The 13,848-nt window shown below is 70.7% G+C and carries 14 protein-coding genes and 1 tRNA gene; 6 read left to right on the top strand and 9 right to left on the bottom strand.

All coding sequences use genetic code 11. From position 1 onward, the window contains the following. Positions 1-2 precede the first annotated feature (2 nt). The 3 genes from DT073_RS13660 to DT073_RS13650 are packed head-to-tail and all read right to left on the bottom strand — an operon-like array spanning position 3 to position 2,709. Positions 3-572: a hypothetical protein gene (locus DT073_RS13660; RefSeq protein ID WP_124293883.1), complete on the bottom strand. Its 570-nt coding sequence runs from the start codon at positions 570-572 to the stop codon at positions 3-5. After that, positions 569-922 (bottom strand): hypothetical protein, encoded by a 354-nt coding sequence (locus tag DT073_RS13655; RefSeq protein ID WP_124293882.1) that lies wholly within the window; start codon positions 920-922, stop codon positions 569-571. Before DT073_RS13655 ends, DT073_RS13660 begins: the two co-directional genes overlap by 4 nt. Beyond that, positions 919-2,709 carry a TIGR03767 family metallophosphoesterase gene (locus DT073_RS13650; RefSeq protein WP_124293881.1) on the bottom strand — a complete coding sequence of 597 codons (1,791 nt, stop codon included), beginning with the start codon at positions 2,707-2,709 and terminating at the stop codon, positions 919-921. Before DT073_RS13650 ends, DT073_RS13655 begins: the two co-directional genes overlap by 4 nt. A gap of 224 nt (positions 2,710-2,933) precedes the next feature. Between DT073_RS13650 and DT073_RS13645 the strand changes: the two genes are divergently transcribed. Together DT073_RS13645 and DT073_RS13640 are read left to right on the top strand one after the other, a co-directional pair. Continuing rightward, on the top strand, positions 2,934-3,746 hold the full coding sequence (locus tag DT073_RS13645; RefSeq protein WP_124293880.1) for a cation-transporting ATPase: 813 nt from the start codon (positions 2,934-2,936) through the stop codon (positions 3,744-3,746). Positions 3,747-3,830: 84 nt separating this feature from the next. Then, complete coding sequence (locus DT073_RS13640; RefSeq protein ID WP_124293879.1) at positions 3,831-4,139, top strand: hypothetical protein; 309 nt, start codon at positions 3,831-3,833, stop codon at positions 4,137-4,139. An 18-nt stretch (positions 4,140-4,157) separates the two neighbouring features. On the opposite strand, the gene DT073_RS13635 is transcribed toward DT073_RS13640, so the two are convergent. Then, positions 4,158-5,147, bottom strand: a complete 990-nt coding sequence (locus tag DT073_RS13635; protein WP_124293878.1) for an aggregation-promoting factor C-terminal-like domain-containing protein — start codon at positions 5,145-5,147, stop codon at positions 4,158-4,160. A 200-nt stretch (positions 5,148-5,347) separates the two neighbouring features. Between DT073_RS13635 and DT073_RS13630 the strand changes: the two genes are divergently transcribed. Beyond that, positions 5,348-6,100, top strand: coding sequence for an NUDIX hydrolase (locus DT073_RS13630; protein ID WP_124293877.1), 753 nt, complete (start codon positions 5,348-5,350; stop codon positions 6,098-6,100). Here the strand turns inward: DT073_RS13630 and DT073_RS13625 are convergent. From DT073_RS13625 to DT073_RS13615, 3 genes are all read right to left on the bottom strand, one after another. Next, positions 6,072-6,602 (bottom strand): hypothetical protein, encoded by a 531-nt coding sequence (locus tag DT073_RS13625; RefSeq protein WP_124293876.1) that lies wholly within the window; start codon positions 6,600-6,602, stop codon positions 6,072-6,074. The genes DT073_RS13630 and DT073_RS13625 overlap by 29 nt on opposite strands. Before the next feature lie 166 nt (positions 6,603-6,768). Further along, positions 6,769-9,735 (bottom strand): helix-turn-helix transcriptional regulator, encoded by a 2,967-nt coding sequence (locus DT073_RS13620; protein ID WP_124293875.1) that lies wholly within the window; start codon positions 9,733-9,735, stop codon positions 6,769-6,771. A gap of 97 nt (positions 9,736-9,832) precedes the next feature. Beyond that, entirely contained in the window at positions 9,833-10,024 is a 192-nt protein-coding gene (locus tag DT073_RS13615) for a hypothetical protein (RefSeq protein WP_124293874.1), read from the bottom strand. Positions 10,025-10,182: 158 nt separating this feature from the next. Here DT073_RS13615 and DT073_RS13610 point away from each other — a divergent pair, with 158 nt between their 5' ends. Continuing rightward, entirely contained in the window at positions 10,183-11,256 is a 1,074-nt protein-coding gene (locus DT073_RS13610; RefSeq protein ID WP_124293873.1) for a DNA glycosylase AlkZ-like family protein, read from the top strand. Positions 11,257-11,269: 13 nt separating this feature from the next. Here DT073_RS13610 and DT073_RS13605 read toward each other — a convergent pair whose 3' ends face one another. Both DT073_RS13605 and DT073_RS13600 read right to left on the bottom strand, forming a co-directional pair. After that, positions 11,270-12,313 carry an LLM class flavin-dependent oxidoreductase gene (locus DT073_RS13605; protein ID WP_124293872.1) on the bottom strand — a complete coding sequence of 348 codons (1,044 nt, stop codon included), beginning with the start codon at positions 12,311-12,313 and terminating at the stop codon, positions 11,270-11,272. Positions 12,314-12,339: 26 nt separating this feature from the next. After that, positions 12,340-12,975 (bottom strand): LON peptidase substrate-binding domain-containing protein, encoded by a 636-nt coding sequence (locus DT073_RS13600; RefSeq protein ID WP_124293871.1) that lies wholly within the window; start codon positions 12,973-12,975, stop codon positions 12,340-12,342. A gap of 104 nt (positions 12,976-13,079) precedes the next feature. Between DT073_RS13600 and DT073_RS13595 the strand changes: the two genes are divergently transcribed. Next, complete coding sequence (locus DT073_RS13595) at positions 13,080-13,577, top strand: DUF427 domain-containing protein (RefSeq protein ID WP_124293870.1); 498 nt, start codon at positions 13,080-13,082, stop codon at positions 13,575-13,577. Positions 13,578-13,619: 42 nt separating this feature from the next. Beyond that, positions 13,620-13,708 (top strand) — tRNA-Ser (locus tag DT073_RS13590). Positions 13,709-13,848 lie beyond the last annotated feature (140 nt).

The raw sequence follows: 13,848 nt of genomic DNA, 5'->3' as shown, positions 1-13,848 counted from the left end.
CGTCACATCGCCTGGAGGTGCGCCGCCGCGGCGAGCAGAACCGCCGCCGCGGTGCCGAAGGCGATCCACATCGCCATTCCGCCCAGCAACCCGGTCAGGAACAGGCCTGCGGCGACCGCCACGACCGCGAGCGTGACGAGGGCGATGATCGCGCCGAGCGCGAGGAGGACTGATCGCCAGGGATGACGCCGAATCATGCGTCCCGCCTCCCGGAGGGCGTGCCCCATACCGGAACTCGCACCGGGGAGGACGAAGAGCGCCGCGAGCCCCGCGAGCGCCGCACCGAGCGGAAAGACCACGAGCAGCACCCCGACGACGATCAGGGTGATCCCCGACCATGCCGCGATCGGGAGCACTCGGACGGATGCTGCGCCGCGATCGAGAGCCATGATCGCCCACGTGAGGCCGCTGAGCTGCGCCCACAGGACGAGGAGCGAGGCGAGGGCGGCCAGCACGAACCACACCGGGGCCACGCGCCCGAGGCCCGGGACGGCGGTGGCGGCCTGGAGAAGGGCACCGATGACGATCGCGGCGGCGGCGACGAGGAGCGGAAGGGTGCGCGACCGCCTCATCCGCTCGATCCCCTCTCGAGGACGGTCATGAGCGAGCCCTCGTAGACGACCTCTTCGTCGACGCGGACGACGATCTGATCGGATGATGCCGCCTCGGAGACGGCGTCGATCGCGCGCTCGTCTCGGGTCGATCCCTCGCACGCGACCGTCACCTCGTCGGCCGCGACCGTGCAGACCGGCGCGACGAGGATGTCGATCCCTTCCTCGAGGAGGATGTCGTTCACGGCGTACCGGACCTCTGCCAACCTGTCGCCGCCGACCGGCGCGATCGCGGCGATCTGCGAACAGCCCGCGGCAGTGATTGCGACGGTGAGCGCCAACGCGGCCGCCGAGGCGAAGCGACCGATCATGAGGCGATCCGCTCTTCGTGCGCGAGGATGCGCGCCCGCTCCGTCATCCGCTGCGCCTCCAGGGAGGCGTCGGTGATGGTCTCCAGATCGAACGGGGAAGGGAGGAGGAGCTCGGTGTTGCGGTCGAGCGGAGATCCTCGACGCATGATCGGCGTCTCGGCCCAGTCGTTGGCGGCCAGCTCGCGGGCCCGCGCGGCGAGGTCACCCGTTCGGCCAGGCGCACCCGGTGAGACCGGAGAGGCGTGGTCGAGAACCGTGGTGAACAGCGACAGCGTGCCATCCCGGTTGTCGACGATCTCGACGACCTGCTGCTGCTGGGGGAAGTCGATGCACGAGGCCGTCGTGATCTCCCAGAACCCTCGGTCGCCTGATCGGTGGGCGAGGATCTGATTCAGATGCGTGTGCCCGTTCAGCCAGGCGATGGCGACGGGGAACTGCAGGATGAGATCGACCACCTCGGGCCCGTGACGCAGGATCTCGGTCTCGCCCGGGCGCTGAGCGGTGTTCTCCATGGTCAGACTGTTGTGGTGGCTGAGGATGAGCACGAGCTTCTGCTCACGCTGGGCGCGCTCGAGCTCGGTGCGGAGCCACCGGAACTGCACGTCGGGGAGGGCGCCGTCGGGGCCTGCGACGGCGTTGCAGGTGTCCAGGCCCAGCGCACGCACATGCGGACTCAGTTCGGCGCGCCACCACGTCTCACCCGTCTGGAGGTTCCGACGGGTGAACCCGTGCCCGATCGGCCCCGGCTCGGGCTGCGTCACGAAATGCTCGGCCATGAATTCCCGCGTCTCGTAGATACGGCGTTCCGGGTTCGCAGAGACCGCGCGGAAGCCCGAACGGCCCCACGCGAGATTGAGGGCGTCCCATCCCTGCTGGATCGCGCTGCCGCTCGCGGCCCAGCCGCGAAGGAACGTCGATGCCGTCGCATCCAGCGTGTAGGACTTCCGCCCGCCGACCGCGAGCGCATGCAGGGAGGGGCTGAGCTCGAACGTCCCGAGCAGGAGCGTGTCGTGGTTTCCGTACACGGCGTACCAGGGCGCGGGGAGCCCGGTCGAACGGATCTCGCCGGCGATCGCCCGCTCGAGCATGTCGGGGAGTGCCGGGAAGCCGTAATCACCGAATGATCCGCCGGTCGGATCCTCGGGGCGGTACGCCCAGATGGCTTCCGGCCACGCCTGCACGCCCTGGAAGACCGGCCCCGCGGTGGCGGGGTCGATGGCCAGCCCGTCCATCAGATCGATGTACCAGCGCAGCTCGAGGTGCGAGTGCATGTCGGCGCTGTCACCCGTGACCACTGCGGCTCCCATCGGTGCTCCGGTGAGCGGACTGGACCGCGCGTCGTGGAACGCGCCCACCATCGCCGCGACCGTGTGGGGGCTCAGCGGATCGTGCGGGTGGAACGCCGAGCCCCATGCCGAATGATCCTGGACGATCATCGGCTCGATCCGGCCCGGCGACTGGGCGTCGATGACGTGGAGATCGGAGAGATGGCCGAGGTAGAGCAACGACCGTCGCCGCGACGTCCGGGACGGGTCGGGATCACGTCCGAGCACGTCCACGCGGGGGAGGTAGGGTTCGCCAGGTCCGGCGACCAGCCGGCGGTAGCTGCCCTGCACCGTCGGTCCGTACAGGATCGTCTGCAGGAGCGTGGAGGGGATGTCGGTGGTGCCGCTCGTCGCCGTCGGGGCGGCGGCGAGGAGGCGACCGAGATCGTCGGGGTCGAGGGACAGCGCGGCGGCGAGCGCGGCGGTGCGCGCAAGGAACTGTCGACGCGTGAGCGAGCGCATCGTGCCCCTTCGGTCAGGGCGGATCGGGTGACGCCATCATGCCAGGAACAGCGGAGGTGCGCGCTTCTTTTTCAAGCGAATCCATAGGTCCGCCTGGCTACCGTTGGGGGAGGCAAGGGGAGTACTCCCGATTGCGGTGGACCCGTCAGTACGGACGCCCCGTGGCGTTCCGGCCCACCGGCCCGTGAGGGTGGAGGAGACCTTGACGTTCAGAAGGGATCGTCATGAGCAAGCTCTCCAAGCTGATCGGCATGGCCGCCAAGGCGCTGGACAACCAGGGCGGCTCCGCCCAGAGTTCCTCCTCCCCGGATTGGCGGGGGATCGTCCGAAGCGCCGCCGACGCACTCGGCGGTGACGGTCGTCCCCCCGCGGGCGCCGGGTCGACCACCCCGCCGTCCTCGTCCGTGCCGCGCGGTCGTCCCTCGACCACGCCGCCACCGGCGGGCGGCACATCCTCCGGCCGTCCGAGCGAGGCCGACCGGGCGGCGATCGCCCGGTACGACTATCTGATGCAAACCGCCGACCCGCACCAGGTGGAGCAGATCCATCGCGAGGCGTTCGCCCGGCTTACTCCGCAGCAGCGCCAGCAGATCGAGTCGCGCATGCGGACAGAGTTCCCGCCCGCGGAGCGACCGCGGTCGGCCGCTCCGGAAGACCTCGCTCGTGCGGCGGGCCGCGCCGAGGCCCTGCGCCCTGGCCGGATGCGCGGCCTTCTCGGCCGGGTCGGAGGCGGTGCGGCGATGGTCGGCGCCGGCGGCCTCGCCATCGGAGTCCTCGGAGCGGTGGCGGGAGCCGCGGTGGTCAGCTCGGTGGCGACGCCGCTCCTCGAGCAGGCCGCGGGGTTCGGGGTCGACTTCGACGCCCTCGCCGACGGTGTCGACCTCACGGGCCTAGCGGACGGCGTCGACGTCTCGGGCTTCGCCGAGGGCGCGGAGGGCCTGGTCGGAGGCGCCGGGGACGTCGTGTCGGGATTCGGTGATCAGGTCTCGAACATCGGCGACCAGTTCGGCGCCCTTGGTGACTTCTTCGGACGGTGAGGCGGGCGACCCGGCCGTGCCGGGTCATCCCTGATCATCGGACACCGAACCGGTTCGACCTCGGCGGGGTCGGGGTCTGCGACCATGGAGGTCGTGCACGTGGTCTCGCTCGTGGTGAATCTTCCCATTGCGAAGCCTGACGCGCTCGCCGTCATCGCACTGGTGTCCGACGGCGAGGTCCAGGATGCCGGTTCAGCCGACCCGCGGGTGTGGGTCAGTGCGAAATCGTGGGCGATGGTCGATCTGCCCCGCTTCGCCGAACCGCCGCCGTTCGCCGTCGACGTCTGCTCGCACGAGCCTGCCGCGGCGCGGGAGGATGCGCTGCGCCTGGCAGCGGCCCTGGAACGCGTCGGCTGGCGGATCGAACCTTTCGGTGATCCGCCAGCCGAGTGAGTCGCGTCGGGTCTGAGCTCAGTACCAGCCGACCGACTGCGAGTGGTTCCAGGCGCCGCAGGGGGTGCCGTAGCGGCCGGAGATGTAGCCGAGTCCCCACGAGATCTGCGTGGCGGCGTTGGTCTGCCAGTCGGCGCCGGCCGAGGCCATCTTGTTGCCGGGGAGGGCCTGTGGAATGCCGAACGCACCGCTCGAGGCGTTGTAGGCCTGGTAGTTCCAGCCCGACTCCTTGTTCCACAGCGACACCAGGCATGAGAACTGGTCATCGCCCCAGCCGTAGTTGCCGAGCATCGCCCGGGCGGTCGCCTGAGCGCCCGCGGGGCTGTTGTCGCCGCCGGTGCTACCGCCGGTGGGGATGAAGCCACCGCCCCCGCCGCCGCTTCCGCTCGGGGTGCTCCGGGCCTGAGCGGCTGCCTCGGCCGCCGCTGCGGCCGCCGCCTCGGCCTCGAGACGTGCCTTCTCGGCGGCCTCTTCCTCGGCCTTCTTCGCCAGCGCTCCGTCGAGGCTGCCCCGCAGCTGGGTGACCCGCTGGTCGACTTCCGCCACCGCGTCGGTCACGTCGTCGGCGAGATCGGGCAGGAACGCCGCGGGCAGGACGTCGGCTGCCTGCAGCCTCGCGAGCGCCGCTTCGAGCTCAGCGGTGTCGACGGTCGGGTCGGCCTCGCCGATGTCGAGTGCTGCCGCCTGGATGTCGGCCTCGATCGTGTCGGCGGCGGCCAGGGCCGCGCCGGCCGCGTCGGTCGCCGTCGCGTCGACGTCGGCGGTCGCATCCGCCGCCGTGTTCGCGGCCAGGGGCGAGGTCGACGCCGTCGTGTACGAGGCGAGCGTGACCGGGCCGAAGGCGGTCGTCGACGATGCCGCGGCCGTGGGTGCGGTCGCGGTGATGCCGACGGCCGCGAGGACCGAGAAGCTCAGGCCGGCGACGACGAGGGCGGGCCGGCGGCGTGAGCGCCGGTCAGCGGCGCGACGGGTGCGGCGGGCGGAGGTGGTCGTCGTGGTGGAGCGCATGGAGTACCGGTTTCGTGTCGGGGGATGCGTCTTCGGGTGACGCGGCACGCGCCCGGGCGGGGCACAAGTCCCCGAGTCTGGTCTCTGAGTCTGGACGCTTCCCGTACGTTACCTGAATGTGATGTTCTCCTCGCGCGTCCGGAAAAGTCCTGATCGCCGGGCGACGGAGCGGATGTCGGGGCGCCGCGTACGCTGTCAGGGTGACCCCAGCTCTCCGGGCGGATGCCGCGCGACAGGCGCTGCGAGAGCTCGTCCGCGCGGCGGCATCAGACCCCCGGGGCGGCCTCGGCGACCGTGTGGCGGAGCTTCCCGATGTCGCTGACGCTCGAGACGCCGCGGTACTGATCCTCTTCGGCGTGCTCGATACCGAGCCCAGCGCCGGGGGAGCCGACGGCGGTGCGGTCTCGCGCGACCTGGACGTGCTGCTCCTCGCGCGGGCGCTGACGCTCCGATCGCATCCCGGGCAGGTCGCCTTCCCCGGGGGACGGGTGGATGACGGGGACGACGGACCCGTCGCAGCGGCGCTCCGCGAGGCCCAGGAGGAGACCGGGCTGGATCCCGACGGGGTCGAAGTGCTCGGCACTCTCGGTGCGATTCCGCTGGAGTACTCCCGACACCGGGTCACCCCCGTGATCGCGTGGTGGCGTCGCCCCTCCCCGGTGGGGGTCGTCGATGAGGCCGAGTCCGCGGATGTCTTCCGCGCGCCGGTCGCCGACCTCCTCGACCCGGCCAATCGCGGAGTGACGGTCATCCGACGCGAGGGCCGCGAATGGCGCGGACCGGGCTTCCTGGTGCGCGACGGCGTGCGCGAGCACCTCGTCTGGGGCTTCACCGGCATGCTGCTGGACGGTCTGTTCGACAGCGTCGGCTGGACCCGCCCCTGGGACGCCTCGCGCGAGCTCCCTCTCGTGCTGCCGGACGAGGCTAGCCGCCCATCTCCGGCAGCGGGGTGACCACCGCGAGCGAGCCTGCCTCCTGGCAGGCCGCAGTCGCCGCGTTGATCGCGTCGATGTAGCCCTGGTTGGCGCCCGACGGGTCGGCGGCCGCCTGCACCTGTACCTCGTAGATGAACGGGGTGATCTCCGTGTCGTAGGTCGGCATGTAGACCCAGGCGTCCTGCAGGGCGGCCAGACGCGAGACGTACTCGACCTCGTCGATCCGACCCGTCTGGTACTCGAAGTTCGTGCGGATCGCCACGCCGCTGAGCGCGCTGATCTGCCCGCACTCCCAGGCCAGGACCGGATCCGGTCCGGACGGTGTCGGCGCGATCGGGGCGGTGGGCGTGGGGGTGGGCGTCTCACTGTCCGCGACGATCCGTTCGACGATCCCGCAGCCCGACAGCGCGGCGGCGAGGGCGAGGCCGATGCCCCCGGCTCCCAGACCCCGGACGACGCGTACCGGCACCCGGCCCGTGCGGTGATCGTTCGCCGTCGCCCTTTCGTGAAGCGCTCCCATTTGCGGCATCCCCCCTCTTCCCGCGGCCAGCCTACGACCCGCGCCCTTCCCGCGAGTGTGCATCTGGGTGCCGAGGATGCGGACGGACCCCGCGCTCTCGGCGCGCAGATGCACGTTCGACGGTCGAGCGGCGATGACGTGACGGGTGCGGTCGACCTCGCGCCTGTCAGAGGCCGCGACCGGCGTCGGTGCTCGCGATGAAGAGCGCCGCCGCCTCGGCCCGGTTGGACGCGCCCACTTTCGAGAGGATCGCCGACACGTGGACGGAGGCGGTCTTCGGGCTGATGTACAGCCGCGCGCCGATCTGTGCATTGGTGAGCCCCTCGGCGACGAGGGCCAGCACCTGACGCTCACGAGGGGTCAGGCCGGGCGAACCGGCGGCATCCACCGCTCGAGACGACTCGATCGCCCGGCGGCGAAGTCCTGCGCGTTCGGCGAGGTCCTCCGCCCAGAACGCGGCCCGAGCGACGCCGAGCCGCGGGGCGTCTGCGATGACGGCATCCAGCGCGCGCGCCGCCGCATCGCGGTCGCCTCCGTCGATGAGGGCGGCGGCAAGGCTCAGGTGTGCGATCTGTCGATGACGAACCGGCAAGACCCCCGTCTTCGCCTCATCGACGACGGCGCGCCAGAGGCGTACGCGCTCGTCAGGGTCGCGGCGACCGGCATCAGCGAGCACGGCGTCGATGGCGTCGACGATCACGGGGGTCACGCCCGTCCGCGGCCACGCCCGGGTGGCGTCCATGATCGCCGTGCGCAGCTCGTCCGAGTCCACGCGCGCCTCACCGCCGGCATGCATCGGCGACACCGCGCGCAGCATCAGGGCCGCGGTGAGCGTCGTGAAACGCCGAGCCGCAGATGCGCCCCCTTTCGCGATGTTGCGATGAAGCCGATCGATCCGCTGGGTCCACGCCGAGCTGTCGTCAGGGTCGGTCGTGACCCGCAGACCGGACGACGACATCAGCACCACGTCGACGGTCTCCGGTTCCCACATCTCGTGCTTGTCCGGGTGCGATCGCCGGGCCTCCTCGATCGTCGCGTGCTCGACGGCGAGCAGGGTGTCGTGCTCGCCCGGTTGATCGTTCCACGCGTAGTGGGCGGCCAGCATGCGGATGACCGACGCCCGCGACGGCCGGTCGAGGAGCCGCCTGGCCCGCGCGGCGTAGCGCCTCGCCTCGTCGGGTCGCCCTGCGCAGAAGTGCGCGTGCGCGATCTGCACGGCGATCGATCCGCCTGAGCCGCGCTCGATTCCGCCGCGTACCGCGTCGGCGAAATGCGCCTCTCCGACGAGCGCGGCGTCGTCGTAGCGTCCCAGCCGGGCCAGAAGGTCGACGTAGGCCGCTCCGACGTACGCGCGCACCGCGGGATTCACCTGCAGCTCCCGGGCACGCTCGAGCGGGGCGAGAGCGGCGATCTCGTCACCTGCGGCGTCGGAGTACCGCCACGACTCATTGACGAGGGCGATCGCGAGGGCGACGTCGTCCCCGGCGCCTTCGGCCAGGTGCACTGCCGTCCGCAGGTACTCCTCTGCTCGGCCGTCCGCGTAGCTCAGCGCCAGATTCGACAGGATGCGCGACTGCAGCACGCGCGATGCGTCGGTGTCGATTCCCTCCAGCAGCGCGATGGCGCCGAGGAGCTCTTCGTGATCCGGATGCCGGCCGGTGTTGAACTCCTGAACGATCTTCTGGCGAATGAGCGCCGCACGCACCATCGGATCCTGCGGATCCGTGGCGAGGCCCTCGAGTGCGGCACGGAGGGCACGGTCGGGATCGCCGAGGTCGTGCCAGGCCTGCGCCGCGCTCAGGTGCAGTTCGGGCAGGGTCGTCCCCGACCGCGTCGCGGCGTCGGGGACCTGCCACCACAGCTCCGTCAGCCTCTCCGCGAGCTTGACCGATGTCGCCGGTGCGAACGTGGCGCGAGACTGCTCCAGCGCGCGAACGGTGGCGTCGAAGGCCGGCGCCAGCTCCCGCGCGATCAACCAGTGCTCGGCGACCGCGGATACGGCGTCCGGAGAGTCGGCGCGGCCTGCGGCGAGGTATTCGGCGTACCGACGATGCACCCGCACGCGCTCGCTGGGCAGCATCTCGTCGTGGACCGCTTCCTGCGTCAAGGCATGACGGAAGGTGTAGCCGGCGCCGTCCGCGGCGATGACACGGGCCGCGATGGCATCGCGGACGGCCTGATCGATCGTGCGCTCGTCGTGTCCGCTGACCGCGGTGAGAGTGACATGCTCGGTGTGCATCCCGCCGGCAGCCAGGACACGGACGACCTCTTGGGCGGTGTCATCCAGCCGGGAGTAGCGCGCGAGGACGAGCTCGCGCAGGGTGTCCGGCAGTTCCGCGCTGCCGAGGTCGACGAGCTCCTCGACGAGGAAGGGGATTCCGCCGCTGCGCTCGACGAGGGCTGCCAGTTCGGTCTCGCCGAGGTCCGCTGTCGCCAGGAGCGCCACCTGTTCGGCGACCTCGGCCGCGCTCAACGGAGCCACCTCGACGCGGATGATCGCCCTCGTGCGGTCCAACTCGGCGAGGATCGGACGCAGCGGATGGAAACGATCGATGTCGTCGGACCGATAGGTCGCGACGATGATGAGGTGGCGGCCGCGCAACGTGCTGGCGAGTGTCTTCAGCAGGGCGAGTGTCGCGGCGTCGGCCCACTGCAGGTCCTCGATGACGATCACGAGATGCCGTGTCGTCGACAGGTTCTCGAGCACGACCTCGATCGCCTCGGCGAAGTCGCCGGTCGGAACATCCGCCGAGGGCGTCTCGGTCATGACCCCCGGGACGAACGCCGCGAGGGTCGCCACAGCTGCCGGTGAGCCGGCCGCCTCACGGAGCGCCTCGGTGCCCACCGCGGCGTGGAGGTCACGCAGCACGCGACGCACCGGGCCGAACGGAGCGCCGATCGGGCCGAGGTCGACGCACTGACCGACGGCGACCACCACCGGCAGCTGCGCGTCCTGCCCTCTCGTCGCTGCGCTCAAGAACTCCTGCACGAGGCGCGTCTTCCCGATGCCGGCCTCTCCTCGCACGATGACCGAACGGGGTGTTCCACGACGTGCGTCGTCAAGAGCGTCGAGCAGCGCACCCAGCTCGATGCCACGACCGACCATGCGGGGACTCGAGGCGAGCGCGGGCATGGTCATATCGTGGCACCGCCCTCCGACAGCTGCGACAGGAATCCTCGCGGCAACCCGGCGCGCGCCCCGTCGCCGTTCCCGTGACCCCGCACTCCCGTCATGCCGCGGGGCCCGCCAATCCGAAGCACTCGACGCTCGCCTCATCGCTCCCGGTCGCTTCGCTGATGCCCTGGGCCGCGGCACCCGGGTCCGCCGTCTCGCGTCGTCGGGCCCGGGCCTGTCGAAGTCTCACCTCGGAGGCCAGCATCTCCGCACGCTGCGCCGCGATCCGGCTTGCGGCGTAGGTCATCGCGTCCATCGTCGTTCTCCCGTCGTTCGTTCTGGACGTCGACTTTCCTCCCTGAGGCGGGAGGCGCGGATCGGGCGATCGCCCTATTTCGCGACCGGGGGCGGGGACCCCGAGGTAAGGAGTCGCTCGCTGTCGGAGGCACGGGGGATACTCGACGCGTGACGCACCGACTCAGCCGGGAACAGGCGCGGCGCATCGTCGTGCGGGCGCAGCTCCTCGATGCCGACCGGCCTGGCGACGTGGTGGAGGTGGCTGAGCAGCTGGGGTACATCAAGATCGACCCGACCGCGGTGATCGCCACCTGCGAGCACACGGTGCTGTGGTCGCGGATCGGGTGGTCGTACGAGCCCGGCCAGCTGAAGAAGGCGGTGGAGATCGACCGCCTTCTGTTCGAGTTCCAGGGCGCGTTCCACCCGATGAGCCTGCTGCCGCTGCTTCGTCCCGCCATGCGTCGCCACCCCGAACGTGAGAGCAGCCGGCAGTGGCTGGAGGCGAACGCCGCTTTCCGTTCCGACGTCCTGGCCCGTTTACGGGCCGAGGGTCCGCTGACCTCGCGGGAGATCCCCGACACGGCCTCGGTGGCCCGGACGCCGGACGGGTGGTCGGGGTCGAGCCAGGTGCCGCTGATGCTCGACCTCCTGGCGCGCCGGGGCGAGGTGGCCGTGACCAGGCGGGAAGGGCGCACGCGCGTGTGGGATCTCGCCGAGCGCGTGTACCCCCGCGATCTCATGGATCTGGACGACGACACCGCTGCGCGAGAGCTCGAGACCCGTCGCCTGAAGGCCGCGGGTCTGGCCCGGGAGAAGTCGGTCTGGACACGGGTGGGGAAGGCGGGGGAGCCGGCCGAGGTCGAGGGGTCGTCATGGAAGTGGCGCGTCGATCCCGATGCGCTGGAAGCCGCCGACGTCGACGGCCGCGTGGCACTTCTGAACCCGTATGACAGCGTCCTGTTCGACCGTCAGCGCCTCGCTGAGGTGTTCGACTTCGACTATGTGCTCGAGCAGTTCAAGCCCAAGGCCCGACGCCGCTACGGCTTCTTCGCCCACCCGATCCTGATGGGCGACCGCTTCGTCGGGATGCTGGATGCCGAGGTCGATCGCGACCGAGACCTCCTGCGGGTGAACGCCGTCCACGGGTTCCTGCCGTTCGAACCGGAGGAGACCGACATGATCCGGGCCGAGCTGAACGACCTCGCCGAATGGCTCGGCGCGCGCGTCACGGGGGTGGAGTAAGCGGCGACGGGGCTCAGCTGGCCACGAGGCTCTGCGTGGAGGGGACCCACCCCAGGTGCGGTGCCACGTGGCGGGCGAAGGACTCCACCAGGCGCAGGTTGAACGCGACCCCGAGCTGGCTCGGGATCGTGAGCATGAGCGTGTCGGCGCTCATGACTGCGGCATCCTCCCGCAGCTCCTCCACCAGCACGTCCGGTGCGGCCGCGTAGGTCTTGCCGAAGGTCGAGCGGAAGCCGTCGATGTACCCCACCCCGTCGCCGTCCTGACGGCCGCCGAAGTACATCTCGTCCTCGGCCGTGGTGATCGGGAAGACCGAGCGGCTCACCGACACCCGCGGCTCGCCGGCATGTCCGGCTTCACGCCACGCGGCGCGGAAGGCGTCGATCTGCTCGGCCTGGAGCACGTCGAACGGCAGACCCCGGTCCTCGGTGAGGAGCGTGGACGACATGAGGTTCACTCCCATACGGCCCGCCCACTCGGCGGTCTCGCGGTTGCCCGCGCCCCACCAGATCCGCGAGCGCAGACCGGGGGAGTACGGCTCGATGCGCTGCAGTCCTGTGCCGCCGCCGAACGGGCTGGACGGGTCGCGTTCGGCGATGCCGTTGCCCTCGATCGCATGCAGGAAGGTCGCGAAATGCTCCCGCGCGAGGTCGGCGCCCCGCGGATCCGACGCGCCCGTGTACCCGAACGCCTCGTAGCCGCGCACCACCGTCTCGGGTGAGCCGCGGCTGACGCCGAGCGCGAGGCGACCGCCGCTGATGAGGTCGACCGACGCCGCCTCCTCGGCGAGGGAGAGAGGATTCTCGTAGCGCATGTCGATGACGCCGGTGCCCATCTCGATGTGCCGCGTCCGCGCGGCGATCGCGGCGAGGAGCGGCATGGGCGAGGACTGCTGCCGGGCGAAGTGGTGTACGCGGAAGAAGATGCCGTTCACGCCGAGGTCGTCCATCCCCTGCGCGAGATCGATGGCCTGGAGCATCGACTCACCGGCGGTGAGCTGGCGGCCTCCGCCGAGCGGACCGTAGTGACCGAAGGAGAGGGTGCCGAAACTCTTCATGCCGACCACAACCCGATCGGGTCGATTCACATTCCCGCGAATGGATCGGATGTCTCGTCTCCGCCGCCCAGGACGGGTTCGATGTCGAGGGTCATGTCGATGATCTGCCGCAGGAGGCCGCCCAAGGTGGTGGCCTGCAGGAGGGTGAAGCGGTCGAGCTCGCCGAGCGGTGCGATCGCGGCGAGCTGCCATGTCGACTCGACAGGGTCTTCCGACAGTTCGATGTTCGGATCGTACGAGGCCAGGCCCGCCGTGTCGGCCTTCCCCAGCACGCGTCGCACGATGCTCTCGGCCTCCGTCCGCAACGGTGTCAGGGCGTCGTCCCAGGTCAACGCCTCGAGGGGCGTGACCTCGGCGAGAGGATGCGGGTCGTCGTCGAGCCAGGTGTCCACCCTCACGCGCTGGTCGCCCACGGCGAGGACGAAGATGTCATCCTTGCCGACCTGCACCTGCGCGAGTCGTGCCATGGTGCCCAACGAGCTTCGCTGATCGCCGCCACCCGCCTCGGGTCCGCGCTCGATGAGCACCACTCCGAACTGCGGGTCCTCCTCGTCGAGCAGGCGCCCGAGCATGGTGAGATAGCGCGGCTCGAAGATCCGCAGCGCCAGGGGCGCGTGCGGGAAGAGCACACTGCCGAGGGGGAACATCGCCACCTGCGTCACCCCCTCAGTCAACCAGCGGATGACGCGGCGAGGGCGATTTCGCGCCGGTTCGCCGCTGCCTCGCATCCGGAGCCCACGGGGTCGGCGGGGCGTAGCCTGAAACCATGCGTCATCCGTCACCCGACCCCATCGCACCGGGGCAGGAATCGGTGTGGGACTACCCGCGGCCGCCGCGGATCGAGAAGGTCGACACCCGCGTCACCATCACCCTCGGAGGCGAGGTGATCGTCGACACCGGCGACGTCGTCCGCGTCCTCGAGACCAGCCATCCGCCGGTGTACTACCTGCCGATCGCGGCGTTCGTCGAGGGGGCGCTCACCGACGGTGTCGGGTCGTCGTTCTGCGAGTTCAAAGGTGCGGCGCGCTACCTCGACGTCCACGGCGGCGAGGAGCACCGGCCGGCCGCTGCGTGGAACTATCCACGACCGAGCGCCGGGTACGAACTACTGGCCGACCGGGTTGCGGTGTACGCGCAGGTGATGGACCGCTGCACGGTCGACGGCGAGGTCGTCACCCCCCAGACCGGACGCTTCTACGGCGGGTGGATCACCTCGCGCGTCGCGGGGCCGTTCAAGGGCGTTGCGGGCTCGATGGGCTGGTGACGACGCCGGGTTGCTCCCGGGCCGCGTGATAAAGTCGGCGACGGAAGCGTGTCCGAGCGGCCTAAGGAGCATGGCTGGAATCCATGTAGGCGGGGTAACTCGCCTCGCAGGTTCAAATCCTGTCGCTTCCGCGTCGAGGCCCTCATCCTCCGGGATGGGGGCCTCTCCCTTTCCCCGCGTCCCCCTCCTCCCACCCATCCCCTCGCGGGGAGGAGAGCGACGAGGGGGGAATGATCGCGGGGGTGTGCGTGGTTGTCATCCGGGGTCACAC

Origin of the sequence: Microbacterium sp. ABRD28 (assembly GCF_003850245.1) — a bacterium.
Taxonomy (GTDB): domain Bacteria; phylum Actinomycetota; class Actinomycetes; order Actinomycetales; family Microbacteriaceae; genus Microbacterium.
Note: the sequence above shows the minus strand (reverse complement) of the source record. Positions and strands in the feature narration are given on the sequence as shown.